The sequence below is a fragment of the Treponema sp. OMZ 799 genome (assembly GCF_024181365.1).
Classification (GTDB): Bacteria; Spirochaetota; Spirochaetia; order Treponematales; family Treponemataceae; genus Treponema_B.
Genome location: NZ_CP051301.1, coordinates 2,634,705 through 2,660,851, shown reverse-complemented (window position 1 = coordinate 2,660,851; position 26,147 = coordinate 2,634,705). Strand labels below are relative to the sequence as shown.

Below are 26,147 nucleotides of genomic sequence, written 5' to 3'. Positions count from 1 at the left end.
TTTTTTAGAAAGAGTCTCAGGTTAGCCGTCAAAATTTTTATGGCTAACCTTCGAGTTTTTCATAAGCCTTTATTCGTGCGGAGGGTTTAATACCCTGATGCTCTGCGTCGGGGTTGTTGATTTTTAACGGCTTATGAAAAACATCGTAAATAAAGTTTAAGAGATTAGCACATTGTGGCATACATAACGGCTTTGATTGTATGCATGCGGTTTTCGGCTTCGTCAAAAACAACCGATTTATGAGATTCGAAAACCTCGTTTGTTACTTCCATTTCGGGAAGACCGAATTTTTTGTGAATCTCCTGACCTTTTGTTGTCTTTAGGTCGTGGAAAGAGGGGAGGCAGTGTAAGAAGATTGCATCCTTGTCTGCATTGTCCATAGCGGCCTTGTTTACCTGATAGGGCTTTAAAAGCTTAATGCGCTCTTCCCATACGCTGTCGGGTTCACCCATAGATACCCAAATGTCGGTATAAAGAACATGGGCACCCTTTGTTCCCTCATTTACGTTTTCTGTGAGGGTTACGCTTCCGCCTGTTTCGGCAGCGATCTTCTTTGCTTCAGCTACCAAGTCTTCGGTGGGGAAGAGGTGTTTGGGTGAACATGCAGTAAAGTGCATTCCCATCTTTACGCAGGCTATCATGAGGGAGTTGGCTACGTTGTTTCTGGCATCTCCCATGTATGTGAATTTTAGCCCCTTCAAATATCCGAAGTTTTCTTCGATTGTAAGAAGGTCTGCAAGCATTTGAGTGGGGTGGAAAAGGTCGGTCAAGCCGTTCCATACGGGGACGCCTGAATACTCGGCCAAGGTTTCTACAAGCTCTTGGCTGAAACCTCTGTACTCGATACCGTCATACATTCTTCCCAAAACGCGGGCTGTGTCTTCGATAGATTCTTTGTGTCCCATCTGTGAGGAATTGGGGTCAAGGTAGGTAACGCCCATCCCTAAGTCATAACCTGCAACTTCAAAAGAGCAGCGTGTTCTTGTGGAGGTTTTTTCAAAAAGAAGAACGATGTTTTTTCCTTCGAGGTATCTGTGAGGAATTCCTGCCCTTTTCATGTCTTTAAAATTTTTTGAAAGGTTGAGTAAATAGCGGATTTCGTCTGTAGTAAAATCCAACAATTTTAGAAAGCTTCTTCCGCGCAAGTTCTTTGCGCTCTTTCCGCGAATTTCTTTAAGCATAGTTTTAACTCCTTAAGATGCTATTGATGAATGAGAATAATATATCAGCTTTTGCAAAAATAATCCAGTACCTTTTTTATTCTCCTATTCTTCTCCAATGCCAACCGAATACGGAATGGGCATTGGTTACAACCATAAAGGCTTTAGGATCATTTTGGGCTAGATAGCTCTTTAGTTTTACAAAGTCCCGGCGGCTCATAACGGTTTGAATAACGGAGCGCTCTGCCTTTGTGTAGGCACCGGTTGCCTTGTAGACATTTGCCGAGCGGCCGAGTTCTACCATAAACCGGCAAAGATCATCGGGTTTATCGGTGTTTATTATACAGTATTTACTTACATTAAGGCCGTCAATTGTCGAATCTATAACAAGCCCGTTTATGATAACTCCTACAAGAGAGAACAAGGCTATTTCGGTTCCGTAGGCAAAACCTGCAAAGACGGTGATGGTGAAGTCCGTAAGTAAGCAGCCCTTCCCCAAATCGAGGCCGAAATATTTTTGAAAGATCATTGCAAAAATATCGCTTCCTCCGGTAGATGCATATTGATTCAAAACTATACCTACGCCGCCGCCGTAAAGGATAACGGCGATTATCAGCTGTAAAAATTTATCGTTTACAATCGGTCCTTGCAGGGGAACTAAAATTTCCAAAAGCCATACGGCTCCTGAAAGTCCGAGGCTTGCACAAACCGTTTTAAGACCGAATTTGTTTCCGATGATTAAAAAGCCCAAGGCAAACAAAAAAATGTTTACCACGACAAGCAGTGCCCCTGTAGAAAGCGGCAGGTATTTTGACAATACCAAGGCCATACCGGTTGCTCCGCCCAAAGACAGTTTTGAAGGCAGCAAAAAGAAATGAATGCCTGATGCTATCATCAAAACTCCGCAAACAATGTAAAAAAAACTTAATAATTTTTCTTTCATCTTTTTTCCTTTAAAATAAAAATTAATCTATAGTTGTTATTTAAAATTGAAAATCCGCCAAGTCAAATCATCCGCTTATTTTTTTGCATCAAGAATCTTGGCTGCCTTTTTTTTCCATTTTCCCGAACAATAGTAAATGAAGGTTAAAAGACAGCCTGCAGCCGAACCGATAGAAACTGCCAACCAAATTCCGTCCGAGCCTAAGTATTTTGAAAGAAGAGCTGCTGCCGGTACCCTAAACACCCACATAGCCATCAGGGTCGAAATCATCGGGAAAACCGTTTCTCCCGCTCCGCGTACAACTCCATTCAAGGTAAAGGTTATCGTATTAAAAAAATATGCAGGGGCGACTATTATCAGGTATCGGGCTCCCAATGCGATTACTTCGGGATTGTTTACAAAAAGATGCATAACGCTTTTGCCGAAAATAACTATTGCAGTAGTAGCCGTAACCGTAATTCCGAGACCTAAGAGTAATGAAGCATGTAAGCCCCTTTTTACCCTGTCCAATTTTCCGGCTCCTATGTTTTGCCCCGTAAATGATGAAAGGGCAACACCGATATTTAGGGCCGGCATAACGATAAAACCGTCAAGTTTTCCTGCGGCCGAATAAGCTGCTGCCGTCTGTGTGCCGAAGGTGTTTACAATCGAAAGGAGGGCCATAAAGCCTCCTCCGACCAAGGCTTGCTGAATCCCTGAGGGGAAGCCCATTTTGACGGACTGTACACAGATAAGCTTATCGAACCTTAACTTAAAAAAGTTGAGTCTAAAAGCCTCATATTTTTTTCTCGAATACAGGATGAGCCAAAGGCATGAAACAAATTGGGCTATCACTGTTGCTATTGCAGCTCCTGCAATTCCCCATTTAAATGCTATGACAAATAAACAGTCAAGGCCTATGTTTATTATGGTAGAAATTATCAGGGCATAAAGAGGTGTCATCGAGTCACCGAAACCTCTCAGCATTGAATTGAAGGCATTGTATATAAACAAAAAAATCATTCCGCTAAAGATGAGCCTTAGATAAATAAGGGCTTCTTCAAAGACATCCGAGGGAGTGTTCATCATCTTTAAAATATAGGGCGCAAAAAAGATTCCTATGACCGTAACTATAAGACCTGCCCAAAACAAGATCAATATACTTGTTTGAATTACCCTGTCTATTTCTTCATATTTTTTTGCTCCTACAAATTGGGCTATTAAAATATTGCAGGCCATGGTAAAGCCTATGACAAGGGATATAAAAATAAACCATACCGGGAAGGAGATTCCTACGGCGGCAAGGGCATGGTCGCCTATGTTTTTTCCTACTACAATGCTGTCAACCACATTATATAATTGCTGAAAGATATTGCCTAAAAGCATCGGTAAGGAAAAAAGCGTTATTTGCTTTAGCTCATTTCCTTGAGTTAAGTTTTTCATAATTTGTGTCCTTATAAACTAAGAGGTTTATTTTGTTGTCATGTTTACGATATCGCTGTGAGTTGAGGCCGTTTCAGTATCTGCAAGAAGCATATTCATTCTTTCAACATACATCTTTGAAGGCTCATCATCCGGGGCAACTTCCAAACACTTGTTAAAAAGGTTAAGGGCTTTTTGATATTCCCTTTGCCGGTAAAAGTCGATCGCATTTTCAAATATGCCTACGAGCCTTACCATTTCGGCAGGGGCCTCCGATTTTACTGCCATAACATTGTAAAGCTGAACCGGAGTATTGATACCTACAACCCTTACGCGGTCGAGGCGGCGGCCTAAGAAAGCATCATTAGTTTCGTTCCATGTAGATTCGGATGCCAATATCCATGTGCCGTATTTTTTGTTTACACCTTCAAGACGGGCTGCAAGGTTTACGTCATTTCCCATAATCGTGTAGTTCATCTTTTTTTCGGTGCCCATGTTTCCTACAACCATTTCTCCGGTGTTTATTCCTATGCGCGTAAAGATGGGCATGGGAATGTCTCCTGCGTCATAAAGCTGCTTATTGAGTTCTTTTTCTGCCTGCTTCATCCTGATTGCGGCAAGGCAAGCCCTGTAAGCATGATCCGGTAAGTCTGTCGGCGCTCCAAAAAAGGCTACGATGGCATCTCCAATGTATTTATCTATTGTGCCTTTTTCATGTAGAATTAAATCGCTCATTTGTGTGAGGTAAACGTTTAAAACCGAAACTAAATGCTCAGGCGTAATTTTTTCCGAAAGGGTAGAGAAGGATTTTATGTCGGTGAACAGAGCCGTAATTCTTTTTTGTTCTCCGCCAAGAGTGAGTTTGTCGGGGTCGGAAATAATTTCGTTTACAACATCGTCCGAAAGATAAACACCGAAAGCCTTTCTTAAAAACCCCTTTTCTTTTTCGCTAAAAATAAAGTTAAGTAATAGAATGACTATAAAGCTTACAACTACCGTTATAACCGGAAGAAAGAGCTGTAAGTATATCTTTCCGAATACAAATAAAAGGATTCCTAAGGAAAGAGTTAGGCTCAATAAAACTATTCCTAAAATAACTTTTACAAAACCTCTTTCTATTTTCTTTAGCATAAAGGCCGTAAATATTGCTATTACAAAAGCAAGGATTATTGAAACCCATTTCGGAATCGGAGTTATAAAATCCTCATTCATAATAGTATTATAAATATTGGCATGGGTACCTACATTGGGATAGGACTTCCAAAAGGGGTTAACACCTAAATCGGAGGTTCCTACACCGCTGTAACCTATAATTGCAAAGGCATTGTTGCAAAAGCCGTTTATATAGTTTATGTGTTCCGAATAGTTTTTATATTCTTCTTTTGCATTTTTAAAGAGCTCTGCAACATAGGCATCTATATCGTCATATTGGTTTGATCCGCTCTGTTCTTTTATTTTTGCAAAAAGACCGTGTATTTCTTTATCGAAGTCTCCGCTTAAAAATTTGCTGTAGTGATCAAAAAAGGAATTACGCGCTGCGAAGTATTCTTTAAAATTTTGTTTGGATTTATTGAGAAGCTCTTTTTTCCACTCCCCAAGCCTTGCATATTCATCTTCCAGAGAACTAACCGCACTGTGATAAGAAAGATAGCCCTCCGATGTTCTGATTTGCAAATTTTTTATGGCTTCCAAAAGTGAAACTAAATTCTTTTCCATTATGTCGGCATAGGTAAGGGCATAAACCGATAGACTTTTAAAACTGCCGTTTTCGGGGTTGTCGGTATCGGCAAAGCGTTTTTTTAGCCAGTTGATTAAAAGGTTTCCATCCTCATCAAGAGGGATTATAAGATCCTTTCTTTTTTCCAAATCCGACGGGTCTTTTGCATTTTTTAAAATGAGTTTCCTGCCCGACCGGATAATTTTTTCCGGTTCAAGGATGTGAAGTATAGGTGTGAAAACCAGCTGGCCTATGTACTTGCCTTCATATTCCGTTAAAAGCGAAATGCGGCGGCGTACACCGTCTTCGTCTATAACCACGTTCGGAAATCCGGCTCCTCTTGCATGTTTGAGTATCGGCATAATGGCCGGAGCCATTCCGTACTCTTCATTTGCTGCCCTGCGGTTTGCCAATGTTTCTTTTTTTAAAAGACCTGCTTCATCTTCGATATTGGTAAACAAGAAATTGTTATAGGCAAAGTCTTTTAGCTCCTTTGTTTCGCCGCTTATGTTTATATTTACTGCGTTTATGGTTAAAAAAGCGTTTTCGAAAAATCCTGTTGCAGCTCCCATATAGGCGTCATTATCTCGAAACACATTATGTTTAATTGAGTCGGAAAGCTCATCAATTCTTGATTCAAAATATTCGGACATATCCTGTCCTATCGTTTTTACTTCCGAAAGCGGAATGTTTTTGGTTGCTACTGCATCCGAAAAATCTTTTATATATTCTCCGAATTCCTGACGGACGGCTGCATATTGTTTCGGTAATTCATGCTCTACATAGGTGTTGTTTGCACCCGTCCTTCCTGCGGACAGGTACTCAATATCGAAAACGGCAGCCTTACCGCCGGCCTCCTTTAAGCGGATTAAAACATCGGCTAAGACATCCCTCGACCAAGGCCATGAGCCGACTTGTTCTATAGAAAAGTCGTCGACATTTAAAAGAAGAATTTCGCTCTTTTCTTTGATTTCAGGTTTAAGTCTTAACATTGCATCGTAGACCTGATTTTCTATGTTTCTTCCTAATTTAATAAAGCTGAAGGCCGTAAAAATTAAAAACACAATTATTGCTATTATAAAATTAAGATTATTTTGCAAAAAAACTGCAAATGCCGATTTACTCGTTTCTTTTTCGACCATAATTTCTCCTAATGCTTTATCAATTGAGGATTATAAATTCCATTATAATGTAAAAATTATTAAAAAACAAGCCTTTGTATCGATAGACTTTTATTATATTTTGAGGTATTATATTCAATAATATTACTTTTCATTTTTAAGGAGATATATAATGAAGATATTGGTTATCAACTGCGGAAGCTCTTCTTTAAAGTATCAGCTAATCGATATGACTAACGAAGATGTTTTGGTAAAAGGCCTTGTCGAAAGAATTGGGATTGAAGGTTCACGTATTAAGCACGAAAAAAAAGGAATGGATGCCGTTTTAATTGAAGAAAAAATGGATGACCACAAAAAGGCTATTCAGCTTGTTTTGGATGCCCTCATCGATAAAAATCATGGTGTAGTAAAATCTATGGATGAGATTACTGCTGTAGGCCACAGGGTAGTTCACGGCGGAGAAGAATTCAATAAGTCCGTTCTTTTAGACGACAGGGTAATGGCCGGTATCAAAGCTTGTATCGACCTTGCTCCTTTGCACAACCCTGCAAATATTATGGGAATTGAAGCCTGTAAGGCTCTTATGCCTGATACGCCTATGGTTGGTGTTTTTGATACTGCTTTTCATCAGACAATGCCTGCCGAAAATTATATCTATGCTCTTCCCTACGAGTATTACGAAAAATACAAGATACGCCGCTACGGCTTCCACGGAACATCACACCGCTTTGTTTCGGAAAAAGCTGCCGAAACCCTTAAAAACACCTCACCGGATTTTAAGGTAATTACCTGCCACTTAGGAAACGGCTCCAGCTTGGCCGCTATCAAGGGCGGAAAATGTGTAGATACCTCCATGGGCCTTACCCCCCTTGAAGGTTTAGCAATGGGAACCCGCTCCGGAGACCTCGACCCTGCCATTCTTCCCTTTATTATGAACAAGGAAAAACTCTCAGCCGATGACATGAGCAATGTTTTAAACAAAAAATCCGGCGTTTTGGGTATTTCCGGTGTAAGCAGCGACTTCAGGGATATTGAAGCTGCCGCCTCTCAGGGAAACAAGAGAGCTCAGCTCGCTTTGGACGTCTTCTGCAACAGGGTTAGAAAATACATAGCTTCCTATGCAGCTCAGCTCGGCGGAGTAGATGCCTTAGTATTTACAGCCGGTATAGGTGAAAACTCTATCGAGCTTCGAGAAAAAATCTGTCACGGTTTGGAATTCCTCGGCGTTGAACTTGATTCCGAAAAGAACAAGGTAAGGGGAAAACTCACCGATGCAAGCAAGGCCTCATCAAAGGTTAAGGTGCTTATAATTCCTACAAATGAAGAGCTTATGATTGCTAAGGACACAATGAGCTTAGTAAAATAAAAATTAAATAAAAATAAAGCTTAACCAAAACAGACTATAGATGTTATCCGATAGTCTGTTTTATTTTGGAGGTTTATATGAAAAACAAAATTATATGTATCGCCTTTTTTTTGTTGACCCTAACTATTTTTGCCGATATAAGGGATGTGGTATGTATTGTAAGGCCAAATTATGATGAAAAAACTTTACAATTTATGAATGATGCTGCCGATGAGCTTGCAAAGGCCGGTTATGCGAATATTGCTGAACTTTTTGAAAATGCTAAAGACGGTGTTTTCGGTTCGGGATTCTTTATTCAGGGGCAAAATAAGAAAACCTATGTATTAACAAACTACCATGTTGCAGCCTATGCTTCTTCTCTTTCCCTTGAAGTTGAAAATATTGACGGTGCAAAGATTAAAATCGAAAATTGTCCTGTGGTAGCAATAGATGAAGAGTTGGATCTTGCAATAGCCGAGGTTAACGATAAAAGAGTAAAATCTTTTTTAAATTTTGCGGCTAAACTTCCTTCCGATGGAGCTGATGTCTGGTCCGCAGGTTATCCGGGGCTTGGAGGAAAACCGCTTTGGCAGCTTGGAAAAGGAACTGTTACCAATTCAAAGGCAAGGCTTAGTAATGCTGTTGATCCTAAAAAATCCTTTTTTATTCAGCATTCGGCCCCTATCGATTCCGGAAATTCCGGGGGGCCCCTTTTAATAAAATCTCCAAATTCCCCTAGCGGATATGAGATTATAGGCATAAATTCTGCCAAGGCCGTTTTTAGGCAATCTACCAATTTTGCAATTCCTGCAACATCAATTAAAAATTTCATCAATGCAAGAGTTTCTGGCGGAAGAGAACTAGCAGAAAACAATTTAAAAACAGCTTTAGATGAATTTGCACAAGCTTGTAAAAATTTTAAGATTGATAAAGAAGAGCAAAAAAATGAAGAAATTCTAAAACGGCTTCGAAAAATTGCAATGTATGTTTCTGAGGACTATGCCATAAATGAGGGATTGGATGCCTATAAGACAGCCTTGCGAAAAGCTCCTAAACTTTTTAGAACCGAGATTCTGGCTGCTTCAATACTTGGAAACCCAATAAACGGAATCAGAACAGCCCTTGCTTATGAAATATATAGTTCTATAAATCCCGAGGACAATTCATACAACCCTCAAAACGAAATTGATATTGCCGGATTAAAAAAGACCGGTAAAAATTATGAGTTTGTGCTTTATGATGAGGCTGCAAAATCAAAATTTTTTACCGTTTGGAAAAATAACCTCAACTTTTGGCAAATTGAAGACTCTAATTTAAACGAAGCACCTGAAGCAAAGCCTTCTGAAAAAACCGGTAAAAAGGCCAAAGAAGAAAAGCAAAGTACCGGCGGTTCTTTTATTTCTATCGAAGAGATTCCGACAAAAATGAGAATATACGCAGCCTATACAGGTTTAAAAAAGGATACCGGCTGGACATCAGGATTCTCCTTAGGGTATCTTTATAGCTTTAAATATTTAGAAATAGGTTTCTCAGGAATTATCGATAAACCTAGAATTCTGCCCGATTTTTCTTTTAGTAAGCCGCCTAAAATCGGTTTCGGAATGGGACCGGAATTACGGCTTCAGCTGCCCCTTAATATTAAGGATACACTATATATCGCTCCTCAAGCCTTCGTAGGCGGGGGTATATTTGTACCTCCCTTTGAGCCATTTCTTCAATATGGCGGAGGAATCGAGGTTGTACCGGTAAGTTTTACAGCCGTATCATTCGGTATTGAGTGCCTTGTCAGGTCATATATTAAAGAAATAAAAGAAACAAATATAGGAATTCGCGCAAGTATTTCGGTGCGTATATAATAAATATTAGGAGATTAATTATGGAATTGAAAAAGAATTCTATCAAGATTGCCGCATCGCTTATATGCTGTATAGGCTTAATGGTGCTCCTTAATTCATGCCTTTTTTTGGCTTTAGGAGGCAAGGGTGTGACTGAAGGAGAAGCCGGTATCAACGGTGAACAGGTTAAATTAAAAGATTTGGTAAATTCAGATAAGGAATGCCTTGTATACGGTTACTTGAATGTGGGAGGCTTCCATACATATGCTCAGATGGATACTTCAAAAGAGCCTATGTTGCTTTTGCCTAAATCTTTTGGAGGCGGAGTTTTTGCTTTTCCTCCAATGGATAAAGGTTTGAGTTTTCAGCTTTTGGAAATGAATTATAGTAACTGGTTTACTAAAACCACCACAAATTTCACACCCGGTCTGGGTAGAGCAGGTAATATAACATTTATTACCAAGAAAACCGGGTTACAGTTTATCGGGGCTTATGACTTCATAATTAGCGGTTCTACAGCCTCTCTTTCTCTTTACCCGCGTGAAGAACAATCCAAGTACGAGTTAAAATGTTTGAATAAAATGAAGAGTAAGTTTAAAAATACTAAGTGGGAAGCTTTTATTGACAAAAGAATAAAGGAGATTGAAAATGAAAAATAGAAAGTACCTTTTATTATTTCTTATTGCATTTGTGAATATTACAGTATTTGCAGCCGATAAAAAGCCGCCAAAGCCTCCTGCAAAAAGTGAAGTTGTTATTGTTTTTGCGCTAAAAATTAAGCCTGAGCCTAATACGGATTTCTTTTCAAATTATGTGTATGCTGTTGATTCTAGGTTGGAAACAAAGGACTCGCGAAATGCAAAGGATAAAATAACTATTAAAGCTTCAAACCGTAGGACTCCTATTTTAGGTTTGATTGACGAAGATGCTAAAAAAATTGAATTTGCTATGATAAAGCTGCCTTTTGCTTATGGTCAAAGGTATATCAATGTTGAGTCTTTACAATACCATTTTGCAGGTGCTGAAGCTCTTAGAATAACTATCCCTTTAAATGGAAGACTTGAAGTCCCTGAAGGTGTAAAATACGTTTACATCGGAGATTTTGTCTGCAAATGTTCTCTTCCGTTTTATGATATAACTGATGTCAAAAAAATCGATAATTTTGATGCTGCTGCTAAGGCATTGAAGACAGTATATGGAAAAGATGCTGAGCTTGAAAGACTTCCATTGATTCCAATAGAGAAAAAATAAAACTCTTTTAAACTGAAAACGAAAAAAGGCGGGGCTTTAAACAAGACCCGCCTTTTTTTAATAAGCTTTTATCTGTCAGATAAAAACGCTAAACCTTATTCTACAACAGCAACCAAATCATTTGATTTTAAAATCAAATGATCTACACCGTCGATTTGAATTTGAGTTCCGGCATATTTGTCGTGAATAACTTTTTGTCCGACTGAAACCTTAATCTTTTCTTTGTCGTCTCCTACAGCTGCAACAACACCTCTTTGTGTTTTTTCTTGAGCTGTATCCGGAATGATGATTCCTCCGGCTGTTTTTGTTTCTACGGCATCCGGTTTTACTAAAACTCTGTCTCCTAAGGGTTTAACTTTCATCAAAAGACCTCCTGAAAAATTAAAAGAACACAAAAACCTGTTTTGTGCCTTTTTGGCACTCTTTTTTGTGTTTTATTTCGGGTTGTGTCATTTCAGTACATCTATCCCGAATACCATAAAATATAAGAAAAAAAAGCCAAAAAGGCAATAGGTTTTGATTATTTTCGGTCTCAGATATTAAATTCTGTAAGTATATATTCATTATAAACTTATGGAATTAACCCCTTTTTTTTCTAAGTTAAAAGTATTTTTTTTAGCATATTTTTGTCTTAGCATGATTTTTGCTTGTATATATCGGAGGCCGAAAAAGCTTCCCGATTTTATACAAGGAGTTAAGTTATGTATAACAGGACAAAAAACAATTATGACGCAGAAAAGAATTCGTTGGCTACTTATTTAAAAGAAATAAATCAGATCCCGCTTTTAACTGCGGAAGAAGAAATAAAATATGCTAAACTTGCCGAAAAGGGAGATGAATATGCCAAAAATATGCTGGTAAATTCAAACTTGCGTTTTGTGGTAAATGTAGCAAAAAAATATCAAAATCAGGGCCTTCCTCTTATGGATCTTATCAGTGAGGGAAACATAGGTTTGATGAATGCCGCTGAAAGATTTGATGTCTCGAAGGGCTATAAATTTATTTCTTACGCTGTTTGGTGGATTAAACAGTCTATCTTAAAGGCTATTTGCGAAAAATCAAGAATGATACGCCTTCCCTTGAACAGGGCAAATGAGCTTGTTCAAATCGAAAAGGCAAAAAAGGAAATCGACTTTGCCGGAAACGAAGCTCAGGAACTCAATGAAATTGCAGGCATCTTAAATATGAACAACTCTATGGTTCATACGATTATGAATGCCGCCCGCGATCCTATTTCGATTGATGCTCCCGTTTTTGATGAACCCGGAAGCTCCAGTATAAACGACTTTTTACAGGATGAAACTCATCAGATGCCTGAAGAGTATGCGATGGACATGAGCCTTAGAGATGAGGTAGACGAGCTGCTTAAAAACCTTGATGAAAGGGAAGCGGAGATAATCCGCTATCGTTTTGGGCTTGGAGGTTATGCTCCTCTTTCATTAAAAGAGGTAGGGCTTATCTTTAATCTTACAAAAGAAAGAATCCGCCAGATTGAAAAGAAGGCCTTGCAACAGCTTAAAAAGCCTGCCGAAAAACAAAAACTTGCCGTTTACGTTGCGTAAACGATTTACGTTGCTTAAACGGTTTACATAAAAATCTGTTCCATATGATGCGGGGCTGCCGGAAGGCAGCCCTTTTTTGTAAGCTAAACCTTCGATTTACTCCATAATGTACAAAACGGTTTCCATGTTGCCGCCGCGGAGGCCGTGTTTTTTTAAGACTGCATCCTTATTTTGCTTACAAAATATTTTTTCAAATTCTTTTTTGCTTGTGATAAAGCCCAGCTTCCAATCAGGGAAGTGCCGGGGGATTTCTGCCATCCTCTTGTAAAGCTCAAAGGCTTCTTCCTCGCTTCCGAGCCTTTCACCGTAGGGCGGATTGGACAAAAGGATGCCGCTTTCGTATGGGGCTTCCAGTTCAGAAAAGTCCGATTGAATAAAATCGGGGCGTTCTATGTGATGGGTGATGCCGGCCGCATGAAGTTCCCTGCCTGCTATTATACAGGCCCTTTCGGCATTGGCCTTTGAAAGAGAAACGGCTTCTTCCGAAATATCCGAGCCGGTTATCCTTGCAAGGCAGTCGGTGCGCACCTGCGAGGCTGCTTTTTCTTTTTCTTCTTTTAAAACGGATTCTATTTTTTCTTTTTCAAAACAGATAAAGTTTTCAAAGGCAAAGTGACGGGCGATCCCCGGCGGAATATTATAGGCATACCAAGCCGCTTCAATCGGGATGGTGCCTGAGCCGCAAAAGGCATCGTGGAGAGGAATTTTTCTTTTCCATTGCATGAGCCGTATTAAAACCGCAGCCAAGGTTTCCCTCATGGGGGCTGCTCCTCCGCTTAGACGGTAGCCCCTCCTGTAAAGAGGTTCTCCCGATAAGTCCAGGCAGACATAGACATTGTTGCTTTCTATATATATTCGAATCATAAAACGGGTTCCCGTTTCGGGAAGGGAGTGCATATTCCATTTTTTGCAAAGCTTGTCGCAGACTGCCTTATGCACGATGGATTGAACTGCATGTTCCGAAGAAAGTTTGGATTTATAGGTACGCACCTTATCGATGGTTATGCGGGCATCACTCGGAAAATAATTATGCCAGTCTATCAAAAAGACCAAATCAAAGAGGTCGTCAAAATTTTCGGCCTTTGCGGTATTTATGAGCATAAAAACCCTGTCTGCCGTGCGTAAAAAATAATTAGCCTTAAAAAAGGCTAAAAGAGGATCCTTTTCTTCCGACGTAAAAAACACCCTTCCGGGTAATCTATTATAGGGCTTAAAACCTAAGATTTTTAATTCCCTCGTAAGAACAGGTTCTGCACCTACGGCGCATAAAGCAATAAAATCATTCATAGTACCTCGCAGTATAGCATTTTTTACGAATTTTTTATATACTTTTTGTATAAAATAATCGACTTAAATTTGGAGAAAAAATGAAGAACATAAAAAAACTTTTGCCCGGGATTTTGACCCTTTTATTCCTTTTTTGTTTTTTAAGCTCTTGTGCCACAAAGAACTCTAACTTAAAAGACGGGGCGGAACCTAAGGCCGTTTTAATCAAGCATCCGGAAAGGATGTTTTGGGAAATAAAAAAAGATGAAGCTTCAATTTATGTTTTAGGAACGATTCACGTGGCCGATAAGGATTTTTATCCCTTGGAAGATAAGATACTTGAGACCTTTGATAATGCCGATAGGCTGGTAAGTGAGTTGGGCGGACTTCCTGAAATGAATTCTCTTCAAGAAAAGTTACAGGTAAGAATGCTTCAAAACATGAATCTTAATCCCGAAAAAGATTTGTCTAATTTTTTATCCGAAGATGAAATAAATGTTGTTAAGCAGGAATTGGGAGAAGGTATTGCTGCCCCTCTTTTTAAATTTAATCCGTGGATTCTTACAATAACTTTAAACCAAATCCTATATACAAAGGCTGATCTTGAGCCTCAAAACGGTATAGATATACATCTTATAAACCGCGCCGGGGAAAGAAAAATTGAAGCTCTTGAAACTATCGATGAACAGCTGGATATCTTATCATCCGGAAGTTTTGAAGAACAAGTTTATGATCTTAAAAAAACTATAGATGATTTACAAAATGCCGATAAAACCATTGACTTCCTGACCAAATTAAAAAGGCTTTATCTGGAAAACAATAGCGAGGACTTAAAAGATTTTATAGGTTCTCTTTTAGAGATGAGTGAGGGCATACCTCATGACGCCTTGTTAAAAGCCCGAAATATTGTTTGGGCAGAAAAGTTTGATCAGTATCTTAATGAAGGCGGAACAAGCTTTGTATTTGCAGGTATTGCTCATTTTTTGGGAGAGGACAGTGTCTTTGAACAGATGAGATTAAAAGGAATTTTAAAATAGGAGATATGATGAGAAAAGGGTTTATTTTTCTAGTTTTGATGCTTTGCTTTTTGTCATGCAAGACAAAGCAAATTCAACCTACAGGAGCCTATGTGCAGCTGACAGACAAGGCTCAAATATCTTTTAAGGACCTTCCCTGTACTGTTTTCTTTTCGGACGGTACCCAAGAAAAATATATTACAAATGAAGACGGCAAAGTTATAGTTCAAGTTATCGAGGGGCGTCTAATAACGAAGGTCGTATATGATTTTTCCGGGTATAAGAGACCTGAGGGTAGACTATTGGCAAAGGAAGAGTTTTCGATAATAAGAAAACTTAAAACAAAACCCAAGTCTCTGATACAGGAATTCGATATCAATCTTGAGCCGCACAAGGGAATGCAGCTCATAATAATATTGGACGTGTTTGATATTTAACTGTTTAATTTCGAGCTTTTTATTTATTAAAAATTTCTTCCGGCTCTAAAAACCTTCCGGCAAAGCGGTATGCTTTTTTCCAGTACTTTTCGTCAAGGGATGAAATTATTACGCCTGTATGTTTGCCCTGTGATGCCGCATGGATAAATTGCCTATTTCCTATGTAAATTCCTACATGAGATAATTTATTTCCTACAGTATAAAAAAATAAAAGATCACCGGGTTGAACCTCTTTGTTTGGAATGCGTTTTGCAAAGTCCGCAAGGCCTCTTGTACTCCGAGGTATGGTTATTTCAAGGCCGTCAAGGGCTGAGCGGTATACAAAGCCTGAACAATCCATCCCTGCCTTAGTGGTTCCTGCATATTTATATGGAGTTTTTAGATATTTATATGCAGCATTTATAAAATCAAGACGCGGGGATTCAGGCGGTTGAGCCCCAAAGATCATACATCCGTTTAAAAAAAAGCTTAAAACAATAAAAATAAATATTTTTTTCATAAATTCTGCAACCTCTTATCTCTTATCGGGTCTAACTATAAGAGAATTTAGCTAAATTTATTTATAAAAGGAAGATCTTATGGCAAATCTTAATAAAAAGCCCTGGGCTTTTTTGGATGAGTGGAGAGGTAAAAAATTTAAAGGCGAGTGGCCGACCCTCCCTGAAATGTTTGAAATTACCGCAGAACGGTATCCTAAAAGAAATTGTTTTACGGTATTTGAACCCGATCGTATTACCCTTTCATATGCTGAAAGTTTAAAGGTAATCAGAGACTTGGCTTATTGGATGACCGAAAACGGAGTTACAAAGGGAGATCATGTTGCCGTTTCAGGGAAAAACTCCCCCGAATGGGCTGTCGTATATCTGGCTGCTCTCTTTGCAGGGGGAATAATAATTCCTATAGACTACGGTCTTCATAATGAAGAGATTGAAACCTTATTAAAAACTGCAAAGCCCAAAATGTTCTTTGTGGATGAGGAAAAATTCGGCTTTTTTGAAGAAAAAGCAAAAACCGAGGCTTATGTGGGTTCACTTTATTCTTTAAGTAAAAAACATCCTGAAATTTATGTATATAACTTAAAACCCAATGGTACGCCTGAGCTTGCAAAGGCTGAAGAAGGCGATACGGCTGCCATCCTTTTCACCTCAGGTACGACGGGAAACCCCAAGGGTGTTATGCTTACTCACAAAAACTTTGTTTCCGACTGCTATATAGCTCAGTCTAATTTAAATATTTATCACACGGATGTATTCTATGCTCTTTTGCCGCTTCATCACTCGTATACGATGCTTGCGGTATTTATCGAAGCTCTTTCGGTTGGTGCAGAATTGGTTTTCGGCAAGACTCTTGCCGTATCAAAGATGCTTGCCGAGCTTAAAGCCGGAAAAATCACGATGCTTTTGGGCGTTCCGCTCTTGTTTAATAAACTGCTTGCAGGTATCTTCAAAGGCATAAAGGCTAAGGGTGCCGTAGTTTTCGGTATTATCAGGGCCTTGATGGGAGTTTCTTACTTCTTTAAAAAGGTATTTAAGGTAAATATCGGCAGCAAGCTATTCCACGGCATTTTGGACAAGGCCAGCTTAGGAAATGTGCGTATCGCTATCTGCGGAGGCGGCCCCCTTGCTCCCAATGTATGCAGGGCTTATAACGAGTTCGGTATCGACTTTGTTCAGGGTTACGGTCTGACAGAGACCTCTCCCATTGTTGCCCTTAACCCAAAGGAACATTTTAAGATAGCCAGTGTCGGTCAGTACTTTATTTCTTATATGGAAATGAAAATCCTCGATCCGGATGAAAAGGGAATAGGCGAGGTTGCCGTAAAGGGGCCGATGGTTATGCAAGGCTACTACAATATGCCTGAAGAAACAGCTAAGGTGCTTTCGCCGGACGGCTGGTTTAGTACAGGAGACCTCGGCTGGCTCGATGATGAAGGTTACCTATACCTTTGCGGAAGGGCTAAAAACCTCATAGTTACTGCCGGAGGAAAAAACGTCTTCCCCGAAGAAATCGAAAATATGTTCCAGCTTTACTATAACGAGATTGAGCAGATTACTGCAGTAGCTTATCAGGCTGAGGAAGGCGAGGAAGTTGAAGCCCTTGTTTATCCCTCTGATGAACTTTATAAAAAGTTAAACAAGATCCGCGGCACAAGCGAAGACGATGCAGCTGTTCAAAAGGAAATCGATTCTATCATCGAGACCGTAAATAAGAAGCTTTTACCCTATCAGCGCATTACAAAGACAACCTATCTTGCTGAGCAGCTTGAAATGACCACTACTAAAAAGGTAAAGCGGTTTAAGAAGTAGGTAGTTATAAAAAAGAACCTCTAAGAGCTTCAGTTTTTTAGAGGTTCCTTTTTATAAGATGGAAAGATGTTTGATCCTGCCCCTATTATTACCGTAATAGACCGCCCGTCATCATCCCTTACAAAACTGCGGTAAGAGTGGTATAATGTATGAAAATTGAACATCCTTGTTCGATTTTCAACACGAGTTTTGAGCAGTGCTCAAAACATCGCATGCGTGGAACCACCGCCATCCGCGGCGGTTATATAGTATGAGCACTTTTGCAAATAACCGGTGCAGATTCAAAAAACCGCAACGCCCGCAGAGCGTTGAGCTTCGCTCAACTTCGCAAAGGATTATAAAAGGATGTCTTACAAAGACTCCCTTAAACCCCTTTGCGCTCTTAGCGCCCCCTGCGGTTAAATAAAAAAAACAACTCTTACAAAATTAAAGTAATTATGTTATAATACAATCAATGAGGGGATGGCTATGAGTACTTCAAACAGAAAATACAAAGACTCGGTTTTTGTCGATTTATTCAGCGAAGACGAAAAAGCAAAAGAGAATTTCTTATCGCTTTACAACGCTTTGCATGGGACGAATTTACAGCTTTCGTGTCCTGTAGAAAATATAAGGCTCGATAACGTCATGTATATGAACATAATCAACGATGTTTCCTGCCTTGTAGACAATAAAATCGTCGTTATTGCAGAACATCAGTCCACTATAAACGAAAACATGCCCTTACGCTTTTTAGAATACATAGCGAGGCTCTATGAAAAACTGCAAGCACCGACCGACAGGTATCTAAGAAAACTTTCAAAAATACCCACGCCGGAATTCTACGTTTTCTATAACGGCAAAGAAGACTATCCTGAAACTACGGTTCTAAAACTGTCCGATGCCTTTATTACAAAGCCAGAACACGTTCCGCTGGAGCTGACGGTACAGGTTTTAAACATAAACACGGACAAAGCAAACAAAATCCTAGCAGCCTGTAAACCGTTAGAGGAATACAGCCTCTTTGTAGAAGAGGTAAGAAAGCAAACACAGCTCGACCCTGAAAAAGGCTTTACCAATGCGGTAAAGATATGCATAGAAAAAGGAATATTAAGAGAATATTTAATGAGAAAATCACGGGAGGTAATAAATATGTTAGTAGCCGAATATGATTACGACACAGACATCGCAGTACAGAGATCTGAAGAAAGACGAATAGCATTTGCTGAAGGCATTGAACAAGGCATTGAGCGCGGTATTGAACAAGGTTTTTCCGACGGCAAATACCAAAATAAGCTTGAAACGGCACGTATATTAAAGCAACTAGGTGACCCTGTACAAAAGATAATGCAGGCGACAGGCCTCTCCAGTGAAGAGATTGAAAAACTGTAATTCGGTTAATTGGTAATGTGTAATTGATACGGTGACAAGCCCATTACCAATTAAACAACTTTATTCTAAAAGCCTTGCAATATGCAGCAAAACCGTTTATACTAAATACCAATGATATGGAAACGCCCGGACAGCAGTTATAAACATTCTCATAAAAAAATTACAAAAAGTTTTGAAAAAGCTCTTGACATAAAGTACCGCATCGGGCAAAATTCACAGCTTCACAGCTTCACAGCTTCACAGCTTCACAGCTTCACAGCTTCACAGCTTCACAGCTTCACAGCTTCACAGCTTCACAGCTTCACAGCTTCACAGCTTCACAGCTTCACAGCTTCACAGCTTCACAGCTTCACAGCTTCACAGCTTCACAGCTTCACAGCTTCACAGCTTCACAGCTTCACAGCTTCACAGCTTCACAGCTTCACAGCTTCACAGCTTCACAGCTTCACAGCTTCACAGCTTCACAGCTTCACAGCTTCACAGCTTCACAGCTTCACAGCTTCACAGCTTCACAGCTTCACAGCTGAGGGGTTCCTGTGCCCAAATAAATATCAATTACTCAAACCACGCCCAAAGACAAGCCGTCAGTCAAAGCCCGGCCTCCTGTCCTTGGGCTTTTTTCATACACCGTTTAAAAAACCGCAAGGAACGCAAAGCGTTGAGCTTCGCTCAACTTCGCAAAGGATTATAAAAGAATGCCTTACAAAGCCTTCTTAAAACACCTTGCGTCCTTGGCGTGCTCCGCGGTTAAATTAAAAAATATAAGGAGAACAAGATGTTAAAGTATTGTTTACGAGAAAACTTACTCACCCCTGCGCCCGATGACTACATGGCGCAGGCGGCCGACGTGCGCTCGTACACTCTTGACGAGATTATCGACTTGATGATGGAAAAAGGTACCACGCTTACGAGGGCGGATGTGGCGGCAACGCTGCAAGTCTACGGAGAAGTCTGCTCGAGCCTTATCAAAGACGGCTCGGCCGTTAACACACCGCTTATGAACACCTCGATGAGCATATCGGGCGTATTCGACGGAGCAAATGACAGCTTCGACAAAAAACGGCACACGGTAAACTTGAACATAACCGCCGGCACGCTCCTTCGCGATGCGGTTACCAAAGTCAAGTGCGAAAAAACCGAAGGCGTAAGCACCGACCCCTACATCACCGAAGTTACCGACATCGTAACAGGTACGGTAAACACAACACTGACCAAAGGCGGAGTCGTACAGCTGGTAGGTGCACGGCTTAAGTTTGATGCCAAAGATACGGCACAAGGCATCTTCTTTGTGCCCGAAACGGGAAATCCCGTGCGTGCCGCCGTCATCGCCGAAAACAAACCCGCGCGTCTTATGGCAATAATCCCTGCTGATTTGGCGGCCGGTACCTACTACATCGAAGTACGGACGAAGATACTGGAAGGCAACAAGTCCGGCAAAACGCTTAAAAGCGGAAGGTTCAATAAAGCGTTGACTGTTGCAGCATAATTCGCCGGTACATCGAAGCATAATTCGACGCATCCTCGAAGCAGTGTTCGAGAGTATCTCGAAGCAGCGTTCGAGGGTATCCGGAACGGTAATTCGATAAATTACCAATTACACATTACACATTAAAAAAAACTTTGACAGGAGGAATATATGACAAAGTTTACAAACAACAAGCCCAAGGCATTTGCCAAGGCACATGCCTTTTTGGGAGCGGCTTTTGTGCTGCTCATCGCACTTATCTTTACCGGCTGTCCCAACAGCGCGGGCGGTTCGGGCGGAGGCGGAACACCGCCCGCACCGTCTGCCGACAAAACCTACACGGTAGGCGGGGTAAGCTTTACGATGAAGAAGATAGCCGCCGTAACGAACGGAACCGTAGGGCACACCGATAACACCGGCAACAATGCACCGCACACGGTAAGCCTGACTGCCTACCGGATAGGAGAGACCGAAGTAACGCAGGAGCTGTGGCAGGCGGTGATGGGCACTAATCCGAGTTTTTTTGATAATACGGGAAATAAAACGGTTGGTAGTAACACCTATGATACAAATATTACAAGCGGTGAAGTGCAGGAAAAGCGGCCGGTAGAGTATGTAAATTGGTATCAGTGTATAGCATTTTGCAATAAGCTGAGTAAGTTGTGCAATCTTGATCCGTGTTACACGGTTACCGGCGTAAACTTCGATACATTGAATTTTAGTGCTATCCCTACATCGGATAACAGTGATTGGAATAACGCCGTATTGGACATGAGTAAAAACGGCTTCCGCTTACCGACGGAGGCGGAATGGGAATGGGCTGCCAAGGGCGGAAAAGACTATAAATGGGCGGGAACGAATGAGAAAGCACAGCTCGTAAACTATGCGTGGTATAATGAAAACAGCGGTAACAAGACACACCAAGTGAAAATGAAGCAGCCGAACGCTTACGGCTTATACGACATGAGCGGGAACGTATGGGAATGGTGCTGGGATTGGTACAGCAGCACAACACCTACGGGCGGTCAAGATCCGGCGGGTGGTGCGTCGGGTCCTGACCGTGTTCTTCGCGGCGGCTGCTGGTACTACTACGCGGACTACTGCACTGTAGGCGGACGGTACGGCAGCAGTCCTGTCATCAGGGACATCAATCTTGGCTTCCGGCTGGTTTGTCTGCCCTAAGTTCACACATATAAACAGCATATCATTTTTTAGGAGAAAATATATGATAAAATTAAATTTGAACAAGAGCTCAGCCGCTTCAAGCGGCAGGCTCTGTGCACTGAAAAGAGCCGCGGCACTCATCATAGCCGCAATATTGGCCATGGTCCTTACAGCCTGCCCGCAGTCAGGCGGGGGAGGCGGCACCCCGCCCACGCCACCCGCTGTAGGCTCTTTTGAAGATACAGGCGACGGCTTTGTAAAAATAACCCCTCCTGCAAAAGGTATTCTAGGCGTTGACCCTGACTACACCTTACCCGGATCTCAAGATTATTGGAAAGGTGTATTTATTAAAGACCGGAAGGTAAAATTAAGCCCCTACAAGCTCGGCAAAACAGAGGTAACGTATAAACTGTGGAAAGAAGTCTACGACGAGGCGGTAAAACCTGAACATGGGTATGTATTTGCCAATGAGGGGCGAAAAGGCAGTGATGGAACCGGAAATGACGAAGAGCAGCCTGTAACGAATATAAGCTGGAGGGACTGCATAGTGTGGTGTAATGCGTATACTCAAATAAAGCTGGGCTCCGATGAGCAATGCGTATACCGCGAAAGCAATGCTTCTGGTGCTGCGGTATTAAAAGACGCAACAAAGAAAGTTGAAGGATCATCGACAGAATTTATTTGCGATAAAGCCTATGCCGATATGAAGAAAAAAGGCTTTAGACTTCCGACCGAAGCTGAGTGGGAATATGCGGCCCGTTGGCAGGGAAGCAATACTGAAAATGCGGCACAATACGGCGATGTGTGGCTTACCAAATTAAACAGTGCAAGCGGAGCAAAAAAGCCCATAGGCTTTTCAGGACTTGCTTTACCCGCAGGAGAAACTTGGGAAACTTTACGGGATGAACTTACAAGAGTTGCCGTGTATGATGAATGGTGGAACGGAACCGATTGGGTAGATCAAACCCCTGCTACAACTAAGACGGCTGCGGTAAAAAGTAAAGATCCGAATGCTCTTGGCTTATATGATATGTCGGGAAATGTTTGGGAATGGTGTTTTGACTGGTATGGCAGCATAGGAGCAGGAGAGGTTATCGATCCTCAAGGGGCCGCGTCGGGTGCTGACCGCGTCAGGCGTGGCGGCGGTTGGAGCTACTACGCGTACTACTGCGCTGTAGGCGAACGGAACGGCATCAGTCCTGGCGACGGGTTCATCAGTCTTGGCTTCCGCCTGGCTTGGTGCCCTTGAGTTCACGCATTTGTGCGTAGGCGGGTAAGCAGTGGAGGGCGCAGCGTAAGCCGCCCGAAACGGCGCACCTGCCAAAGCACAAATGCGTAGATGCGGTGCAGTACATTTTTTGAAGCAAAGATGAAACTGCACTGAGTAGCCGCTTTAGCGGCTCGAAAATTTTTTGTAATTAAGGAGTTTTATACTATGAACAAATCTATTTTTTCAACATATCATAACGCCGAAAACAGAGTAACATCTACGATACTGGCGGTTTTGGAACGGCTGAGCAATCCGACGCTATCGGCTATTTTCCAAGGCATAGAAGGGGAAAGTAATTTTAAAATGATTACTTTCGAAAATCAATATAAAAACGGCAACTCCATACCGGATGCACGGATTTTTGCATCGCTCGATTATATCATCGAAACGAAAATCGAAAAAAATACCGTCTATAGAGCTCAGCTTGAAAGGCATCTTAACAATTCAAAAGAGGCCAAACTAATCGTTTTAACGCCCGACGAATCCTGTCCTCAAGACATAACGGAGCTTGCACGCAAAACATCCGGCTCAAAAATCATCTGGTGCAATTTTGACATTTTATACGAAATACTGCACACGGTAACAGAAGAAGTAACGATGATACCGCACGAGATTTTCTTGCTTTCGGAGCTGCAGGCATTCTTTAGAGAAGAAGGCTTACTGAATGTAAATTTAAACGATGAACAGAAAACTGCAGTCATTGTTCCCGCACGGGAAGCCTGGTCATTTTATAAGGACTATGGCATCTACCGCTGCCAAGAAAACAGATATTTTACGCCTACAAAGTATATGGGTTTTTATGCGGAGCAGAGTATTCAGCCCATTTTCCCCGAAATTATCGGTTCTGTAGAGAGCCTGATACTAAACGACGATGCAGCACTTGATCAAGCCGGTGTCAAGACCTGCATGGGTAAACGGGAAGAAGTAATAGAGCGGTTGCGGGAATTTAAAAAGATTTACCCGGAGGATGTCAAGGAAAACTACGAATCTTACAAATATATCGTATTGGCAAAAAAAGAAGACACAAGCCGAGTCGTTTCGATCAAAGCCCCGATTAAAAACGATAAAAAAGCATACAGCGGGCGAAATTTCGCCTTCGTAATGAAGCAAGCCTATATCCTCATCGACGAACTGCAAAAAGCAACAAAAACATCCGAATTAACACTGCTGTAAATTTACATTAAAAAGTTAAATAGTATGCTGTCACGGAATCTGATAAAGCCCATGCAGGAGTTTTTAGAAGCAGCTCAGCAAGCGTAATCAACAACCCCGACGCAAGCGTCGGGGTATTAAACCCTCCGCACGAATAAAAACATTCCGGTTCTAAAAAACTATTTAAATAAAAAACTCCACATCGGATTGTCCGGCGTGGAGTTTTTTTTGTTTAGGCTTTAGCCTATTCTTCTTGTTCTTCCATAAAGGCCTTGGCTTCTGCTATGATTTCATCGGCAATTTTGCCCGAAATCGGGTCATAGTGATCAAAGGACATTTCAAAAGAACCCGTACCGCTTGTCATCGAGCGGAGGTCGATTGCATAGCGCAAAAGTTCTTTATGCGGAACTTGGGCTCTGATTTCTTCGATGCCGCTTGCAGGAGAAGATTGTCCCAGTATCCTTCCTCGGCGGGAAGAAAGGTCGCTCATTATGTCTCCTAGGTAGCTGTTTTCAACAAAGACGGTTAGGTTCATAATTGGCTCAAGGAGGATGGGGCCTGCATTGCGCATTGCATCCTTAAAAGCATTTCGGGCAGCAATCTTGAAGGCCATTTCCGATGAGTCTACGGGGTGTTCTTTACCGTCGAGAACGGTTACGGCAACATCTACGACAGGGTAGCCTGCAGAAACGCCTTTTTCCATAGCCTCAATAACGCCCTTTTCAACGCCGGGTATGTAGCCCTTGGAGATGGCTCCTCCGAAAACTGCGTTGGTAAACTTGTATTTTTCGCCTCGGGGGAGGGCTTCAATGGCCAAAACAACCCTTCCGAACTGTCCGTGTCCGCCCGACTGTTTTTTGTGCGTGTATTCAGCCTGAGCTTTGCGCTGAATTGTTTCTCGATAGGCAATGCGGGGGATTGAGGTTTGGATTTCAATCTTGGACTGATTTTTGACCTTATCTAAAACTATGCTTGTATGTAAGTCGCCCATACCTGAAAGGACATTTTGCTTTGTTTCGGCATTGAATGCGAATGAAAGGGTCATATCTTCTTCGCAAGCTCTAAAGAGCTGCTCGCTGACCTTATCGTCATTCTTTTTATCTATTGCCGAAACGGCCAAAGAGTAGATGGGCTCGGGTGTTCTAAGCCGCACAAAGGGTACTGCATCGGCAGAGGCAGCCAAGGTATCGTTTGTCTTTGTGCTTGCAAGCTTTACCAAAACGCCTACATCTCCTGCGGCAATTTCTTTTACCTCGCTGAGCTTTTTACCCAAGATCTTATAAATCTTACCGACTCTTTCCTTTTTTTCTTCTCTAAGGTTAAAGACCTCGGAGTCGGCTGAGAGGGTTCCCGTAATAACCTTTACATAGGAAAGTCTGCCTGAGAACTGGTCGTTGGATGTTTTTACTACGATTGCCGAAAGAGGGGCAGAAGGGTCAAGTTTGATTGAGATTTCTTCTCCTTCTTTTGTAACTCCTCTTTCGAGGGCACCTTCCGGTGAGGGGAGAATTTCGCTTATAAAGCGTAAAAGAGAGGTAAGACCCGAATTATTGAGGGCTGAACCTGCAAAAAGAGGAACAATCCTATTATCTGCCATAGCAAGGGTAAGACCTCGGCTGATTTCTTCAGGTGAAAGCTCCCCTTCGTCTATAAATTTTACAAGTAATTCCTCATCACCTTCGGCAGCAGCTCCGGCTAAAACTTCCAGGGCTTCCTTGTACTTATCCTGATATTCTGCAGGAATGTCCGTTTCTACTTCTTTTCCGCCTTCGATTTTATAGGCCTTTCCGTGAAGAACGTCTACAACGCCCTTAAAATCGCCGCCTAAGCCCATGGGAAAGCTTACCGGGAAAACGTCTACCTGAAACTGTTTTTTAACGTCGGCTATACAGTTATCGAAGTCGGCCCTGCCTTCATCCATCTTATTTGCAAAAACCAAGCGGGGCTTGTTTCTTCTGTCAAGGTCGCGCCAGTACTTAATTGTTTCTATTTGTACGCCCGATCTTCCGTCTAAAACTATGAGAGCTGCTTCGGATGAGCGGAAGGCTGCGATTACTTCACCGATAAAATCAGAAGCTCCGGGAGTATCCCAAATGTTTATGAGCTTATCGTCTTTTTGTAAGTTAACTAAGGTTGAGTAAATAGATATTTTTCGATCGATTTCTTCCTGACTGTAGTCCGTCACGGTTTTTCCCGAGTCTACCGATTCTGCCTTATCGATAAGGCCCGAAACATAGAGCAAGTGTTCCACAAGACTGGTTTTGCCCGATTGACCGTGTCCGGCAACGGCGATGGTTCTGATTTTATCCGTTGTAAATCCCATAAAAACTCCTTTTATATAAAGCGTAAAAGCTTAAAAATTTAA

Annotated in this window: 22 protein-coding genes; 14 read left to right on the top strand and 8 right to left on the bottom strand. The window is 41.5% G+C overall.

Annotated features, from left to right (window positions below):
• Positions 1-164: 164 nt before the first annotated feature.
• The 4 genes from argF to E4O04_RS12235 all read right to left on the bottom strand — a co-directional run bounded on the left by argF (position 165) and on the right by E4O04_RS12235 (position 6,363).
• Positions 165-1,181 carry an ornithine carbamoyltransferase gene (gene argF, locus E4O04_RS12250; RefSeq protein WP_253686958.1) on the bottom strand — a complete coding sequence of 339 codons (1,017 nt, stop codon included), beginning with the start codon at positions 1,179-1,181 and terminating at the stop codon, positions 165-167.
• A gap of 76 nt (positions 1,182-1,257) precedes the next feature.
• Entirely contained in the window at positions 1,258-2,103 is an 846-nt protein-coding gene (locus E4O04_RS12245; protein ID WP_253686959.1) for a YitT family protein, read from the bottom strand.
• Positions 2,104-2,178: 75 nt separating this feature from the next.
• Entirely contained in the window at positions 2,179-3,525 is a 1,347-nt protein-coding gene (locus E4O04_RS12240) for an MATE family efflux transporter (RefSeq protein ID WP_253686960.1), read from the bottom strand.
• Positions 3,526-3,552: 27 nt separating this feature from the next.
• Positions 3,553-6,363 (bottom strand): CHASE2 domain-containing protein, encoded by a 2,811-nt coding sequence (locus E4O04_RS12235; protein ID WP_253708320.1) that lies wholly within the window; start codon positions 6,361-6,363, stop codon positions 3,553-3,555.
• Between the two features lie 151 nt (positions 6,364-6,514).
• On the opposite strand from E4O04_RS12235, the gene E4O04_RS12230 reads away from it, so the two are divergent.
• From E4O04_RS12230 to E4O04_RS12215, 4 genes are all read left to right on the top strand, one after another.
• Positions 6,515-7,708, top strand: coding sequence for an acetate/propionate family kinase (locus E4O04_RS12230; protein ID WP_253708319.1), 1,194 nt, complete (start codon positions 6,515-6,517; stop codon positions 7,706-7,708).
• 77 nt (positions 7,709-7,785) lie between these two features.
• Positions 7,786-9,543 (top strand): S1C family serine protease, encoded by a 1,758-nt coding sequence (locus E4O04_RS12225; protein WP_253708316.1) that lies wholly within the window; start codon positions 7,786-7,788, stop codon positions 9,541-9,543.
• A 20-nt stretch (positions 9,544-9,563) separates the two neighbouring features.
• Positions 9,564-10,181 (top strand): hypothetical protein, encoded by a 618-nt coding sequence (locus E4O04_RS12220; protein WP_253686964.1) that lies wholly within the window; start codon positions 9,564-9,566, stop codon positions 10,179-10,181.
• Positions 10,171-10,773, top strand: a complete 603-nt coding sequence (locus E4O04_RS12215; protein WP_253708315.1) for a hypothetical protein — start codon at positions 10,171-10,173, stop codon at positions 10,771-10,773. The genes E4O04_RS12220 and E4O04_RS12215 overlap by 11 nt, the downstream gene beginning before the upstream one ends.
• 95 nt (positions 10,774-10,868) lie before the next feature.
• On the opposite strand, the gene E4O04_RS12210 is transcribed toward E4O04_RS12215, so the two are convergent.
• A complete protein-coding gene (locus E4O04_RS12210) occupies positions 10,869-11,135 on the bottom strand; it encodes a co-chaperone GroES (protein ID WP_253686966.1) in 267 nt (88 codons plus the stop codon).
• A 339-nt stretch (positions 11,136-11,474) separates the two neighbouring features.
• Between E4O04_RS12210 and E4O04_RS12205 the strand changes: the two genes are divergently transcribed.
• The gene (locus E4O04_RS12205; RefSeq protein ID WP_253686967.1) at positions 11,475-12,335 is read left to right on the top strand and encodes a sigma-70 family RNA polymerase sigma factor; all 861 of its coding nucleotides are present in this window, start codon (positions 11,475-11,477) and stop codon (positions 12,333-12,335) included.
• A gap of 96 nt (positions 12,336-12,431) precedes the next feature.
• Here the strand turns inward: E4O04_RS12205 and E4O04_RS12200 are convergent, their stop codons facing one another.
• Positions 12,432-13,622, bottom strand: coding sequence for a THUMP domain-containing class I SAM-dependent RNA methyltransferase (locus tag E4O04_RS12200; protein ID WP_253708314.1), 1,191 nt, complete (start codon positions 13,620-13,622; stop codon positions 12,432-12,434).
• An 80-nt stretch (positions 13,623-13,702) separates the two neighbouring features.
• On the opposite strand from E4O04_RS12200, the gene E4O04_RS12195 reads away from it, so the two are divergent.
• Both E4O04_RS12195 and E4O04_RS12190 read left to right on the top strand, forming a co-directional pair.
• Positions 13,703-14,638, top strand: coding sequence for a TraB/GumN family protein (locus E4O04_RS12195; protein ID WP_253708312.1), 936 nt, complete (start codon positions 13,703-13,705; stop codon positions 14,636-14,638).
• Between the two features lie 5 nt (positions 14,639-14,643).
• On the top strand, positions 14,644-15,054 hold the full coding sequence (locus E4O04_RS12190; RefSeq protein WP_253708310.1) for a hypothetical protein: 411 nt from the start codon (positions 14,644-14,646) through the stop codon (positions 15,052-15,054).
• Positions 15,055-15,073: 19 nt separating this feature from the next.
• On the opposite strand, the gene E4O04_RS12185 is transcribed toward E4O04_RS12190, so the two are convergent.
• Positions 15,074-15,553 (bottom strand): C40 family peptidase, encoded by a 480-nt coding sequence (locus tag E4O04_RS12185; protein ID WP_253686971.1) that lies wholly within the window; start codon positions 15,551-15,553, stop codon positions 15,074-15,076.
• A 79-nt stretch (positions 15,554-15,632) separates the two neighbouring features.
• Here E4O04_RS12185 and E4O04_RS12180 point away from each other — a divergent pair, with 79 nt between their 5' ends.
• From E4O04_RS12180 to E4O04_RS12150, 7 genes are all read left to right on the top strand, one after another.
• Entirely contained in the window at positions 15,633-17,360 is a 1,728-nt protein-coding gene (locus E4O04_RS12180; protein WP_253708308.1) for an AMP-dependent synthetase/ligase, read from the top strand.
• A gap of 468 nt (positions 17,361-17,828) precedes the next feature.
• Positions 17,829-18,731, top strand: a complete 903-nt coding sequence (locus E4O04_RS12175; protein ID WP_253708306.1) for an Rpn family recombination-promoting nuclease/putative transposase — start codon at positions 17,829-17,831, stop codon at positions 18,729-18,731.
• 111 nt (positions 18,732-18,842) lie between these two features.
• Complete coding sequence (locus tag E4O04_RS12170) at positions 18,843-19,448, top strand: hypothetical protein (RefSeq protein WP_253708305.1); 606 nt, start codon at positions 18,843-18,845, stop codon at positions 19,446-19,448.
• Between the two features lie 58 nt (positions 19,449-19,506).
• On the top strand, positions 19,507-20,217 hold the full coding sequence (locus E4O04_RS12165) for a DNA-binding domain-containing protein (protein WP_253708303.1): 711 nt from the start codon (positions 19,507-19,509) through the stop codon (positions 20,215-20,217).
• A gap of 150 nt (positions 20,218-20,367) precedes the next feature.
• A complete protein-coding gene (locus tag E4O04_RS12160) occupies positions 20,368-21,378 on the top strand; it encodes a formylglycine-generating enzyme family protein (RefSeq protein ID WP_253708301.1) in 1,011 nt (336 codons plus the stop codon).
• 43 nt (positions 21,379-21,421) lie between these two features.
• On the top strand, positions 21,422-22,609 hold the full coding sequence (locus tag E4O04_RS12155; RefSeq protein ID WP_253708299.1) for a formylglycine-generating enzyme family protein: 1,188 nt from the start codon (positions 21,422-21,424) through the stop codon (positions 22,607-22,609).
• Positions 22,610-22,795: 186 nt separating this feature from the next.
• Positions 22,796-23,803, top strand: coding sequence for a hypothetical protein (locus E4O04_RS12150; protein ID WP_253708296.1), 1,008 nt, complete (start codon positions 22,796-22,798; stop codon positions 23,801-23,803).
• 223 nt (positions 23,804-24,026) lie between these two features.
• Here E4O04_RS12150 and fusA read toward each other — a convergent pair whose 3' ends face one another.
• Entirely contained in the window at positions 24,027-26,105 is a 2,079-nt protein-coding gene (fusA, locus tag E4O04_RS12145; RefSeq protein WP_253708294.1) for an elongation factor G, read from the bottom strand.
• Between the last annotated feature and the right edge of the window lie 42 nt (positions 26,106-26,147).

Excerpts from the sequence above, each read along its gene's own strand:
- argF (WP_253686958.1), bottom strand. The coding sequence starts at position 1,181 with ATGCTTAAAGAAATTCGCGGAAAGAGCGCAAAGAACTTGCGCGGAAGA.
- E4O04_RS12245 (WP_253686959.1), bottom strand. The coding sequence starts at position 2,103 with ATGAAAGAAAAATTATTAAGTTTTTTTTACATTGTTTGCGGAGTTTTG.
- E4O04_RS12240 (WP_253686960.1), bottom strand. The coding sequence starts at position 3,525 with ATGAAAAACTTAACTCAAGGAAATGAGCTAAAGCAAATAACGCTTTTT.
- E4O04_RS12235 (WP_253708320.1), bottom strand. The coding sequence starts at position 6,363 with ATGGTCGAAAAAGAAACGAGTAAATCGGCATTTGCAGTTTTTTTGCAA.
- E4O04_RS12230 (WP_253708319.1), top strand. The coding sequence starts at position 6,515 with ATGAAGATATTGGTTATCAACTGCGGAAGCTCTTCTTTAAAGTATCAG.
- E4O04_RS12225 (WP_253708316.1), top strand. The coding sequence starts at position 7,786 with ATGAAAAACAAAATTATATGTATCGCCTTTTTTTTGTTGACCCTAACT.
- E4O04_RS12220 (WP_253686964.1), top strand. The coding sequence starts at position 9,564 with ATGGAATTGAAAAAGAATTCTATCAAGATTGCCGCATCGCTTATATGC.
- E4O04_RS12215 (WP_253708315.1), top strand. The coding sequence starts at position 10,171 with ATGAAAAATAGAAAGTACCTTTTATTATTTCTTATTGCATTTGTGAAT.
- E4O04_RS12210 (WP_253686966.1), bottom strand. The coding sequence starts at position 11,135 with ATGAAAGTTAAACCCTTAGGAGACAGAGTTTTAGTAAAACCGGATGCC.
- E4O04_RS12205 (WP_253686967.1), top strand. The coding sequence starts at position 11,475 with ATGTATAACAGGACAAAAAACAATTATGACGCAGAAAAGAATTCGTTG.
- E4O04_RS12200 (WP_253708314.1), bottom strand. The coding sequence starts at position 13,622 with ATGAATGATTTTATTGCTTTATGCGCCGTAGGTGCAGAACCTGTTCTT.
- E4O04_RS12195 (WP_253708312.1), top strand. The coding sequence starts at position 13,703 with ATGAAGAACATAAAAAAACTTTTGCCCGGGATTTTGACCCTTTTATTC.
- E4O04_RS12190 (WP_253708310.1), top strand. The coding sequence starts at position 14,644 with ATGATGAGAAAAGGGTTTATTTTTCTAGTTTTGATGCTTTGCTTTTTG.
- E4O04_RS12185 (WP_253686971.1), bottom strand. The coding sequence starts at position 15,553 with ATGAAAAAAATATTTATTTTTATTGTTTTAAGCTTTTTTTTAAACGGA.
- E4O04_RS12180 (WP_253708308.1), top strand. The coding sequence starts at position 15,633 with ATGGCAAATCTTAATAAAAAGCCCTGGGCTTTTTTGGATGAGTGGAGA.
- E4O04_RS12175 (WP_253708306.1), top strand. The coding sequence starts at position 17,829 with ATGAGTACTTCAAACAGAAAATACAAAGACTCGGTTTTTGTCGATTTA.
- E4O04_RS12170 (WP_253708305.1), top strand. The coding sequence starts at position 18,843 with ATGATATGGAAACGCCCGGACAGCAGTTATAAACATTCTCATAAAAAA.
- E4O04_RS12165 (WP_253708303.1), top strand. The coding sequence starts at position 19,507 with ATGTTAAAGTATTGTTTACGAGAAAACTTACTCACCCCTGCGCCCGAT.
- E4O04_RS12160 (WP_253708301.1), top strand. The coding sequence starts at position 20,368 with ATGACAAAGTTTACAAACAACAAGCCCAAGGCATTTGCCAAGGCACAT.
- E4O04_RS12155 (WP_253708299.1), top strand. The coding sequence starts at position 21,422 with ATGATAAAATTAAATTTGAACAAGAGCTCAGCCGCTTCAAGCGGCAGG.
- E4O04_RS12150 (WP_253708296.1), top strand. The coding sequence starts at position 22,796 with ATGAACAAATCTATTTTTTCAACATATCATAACGCCGAAAACAGAGTA.
- fusA (WP_253708294.1), bottom strand. The coding sequence starts at position 26,105 with ATGGGATTTACAACGGATAAAATCAGAACCATCGCCGTTGCCGGACAC.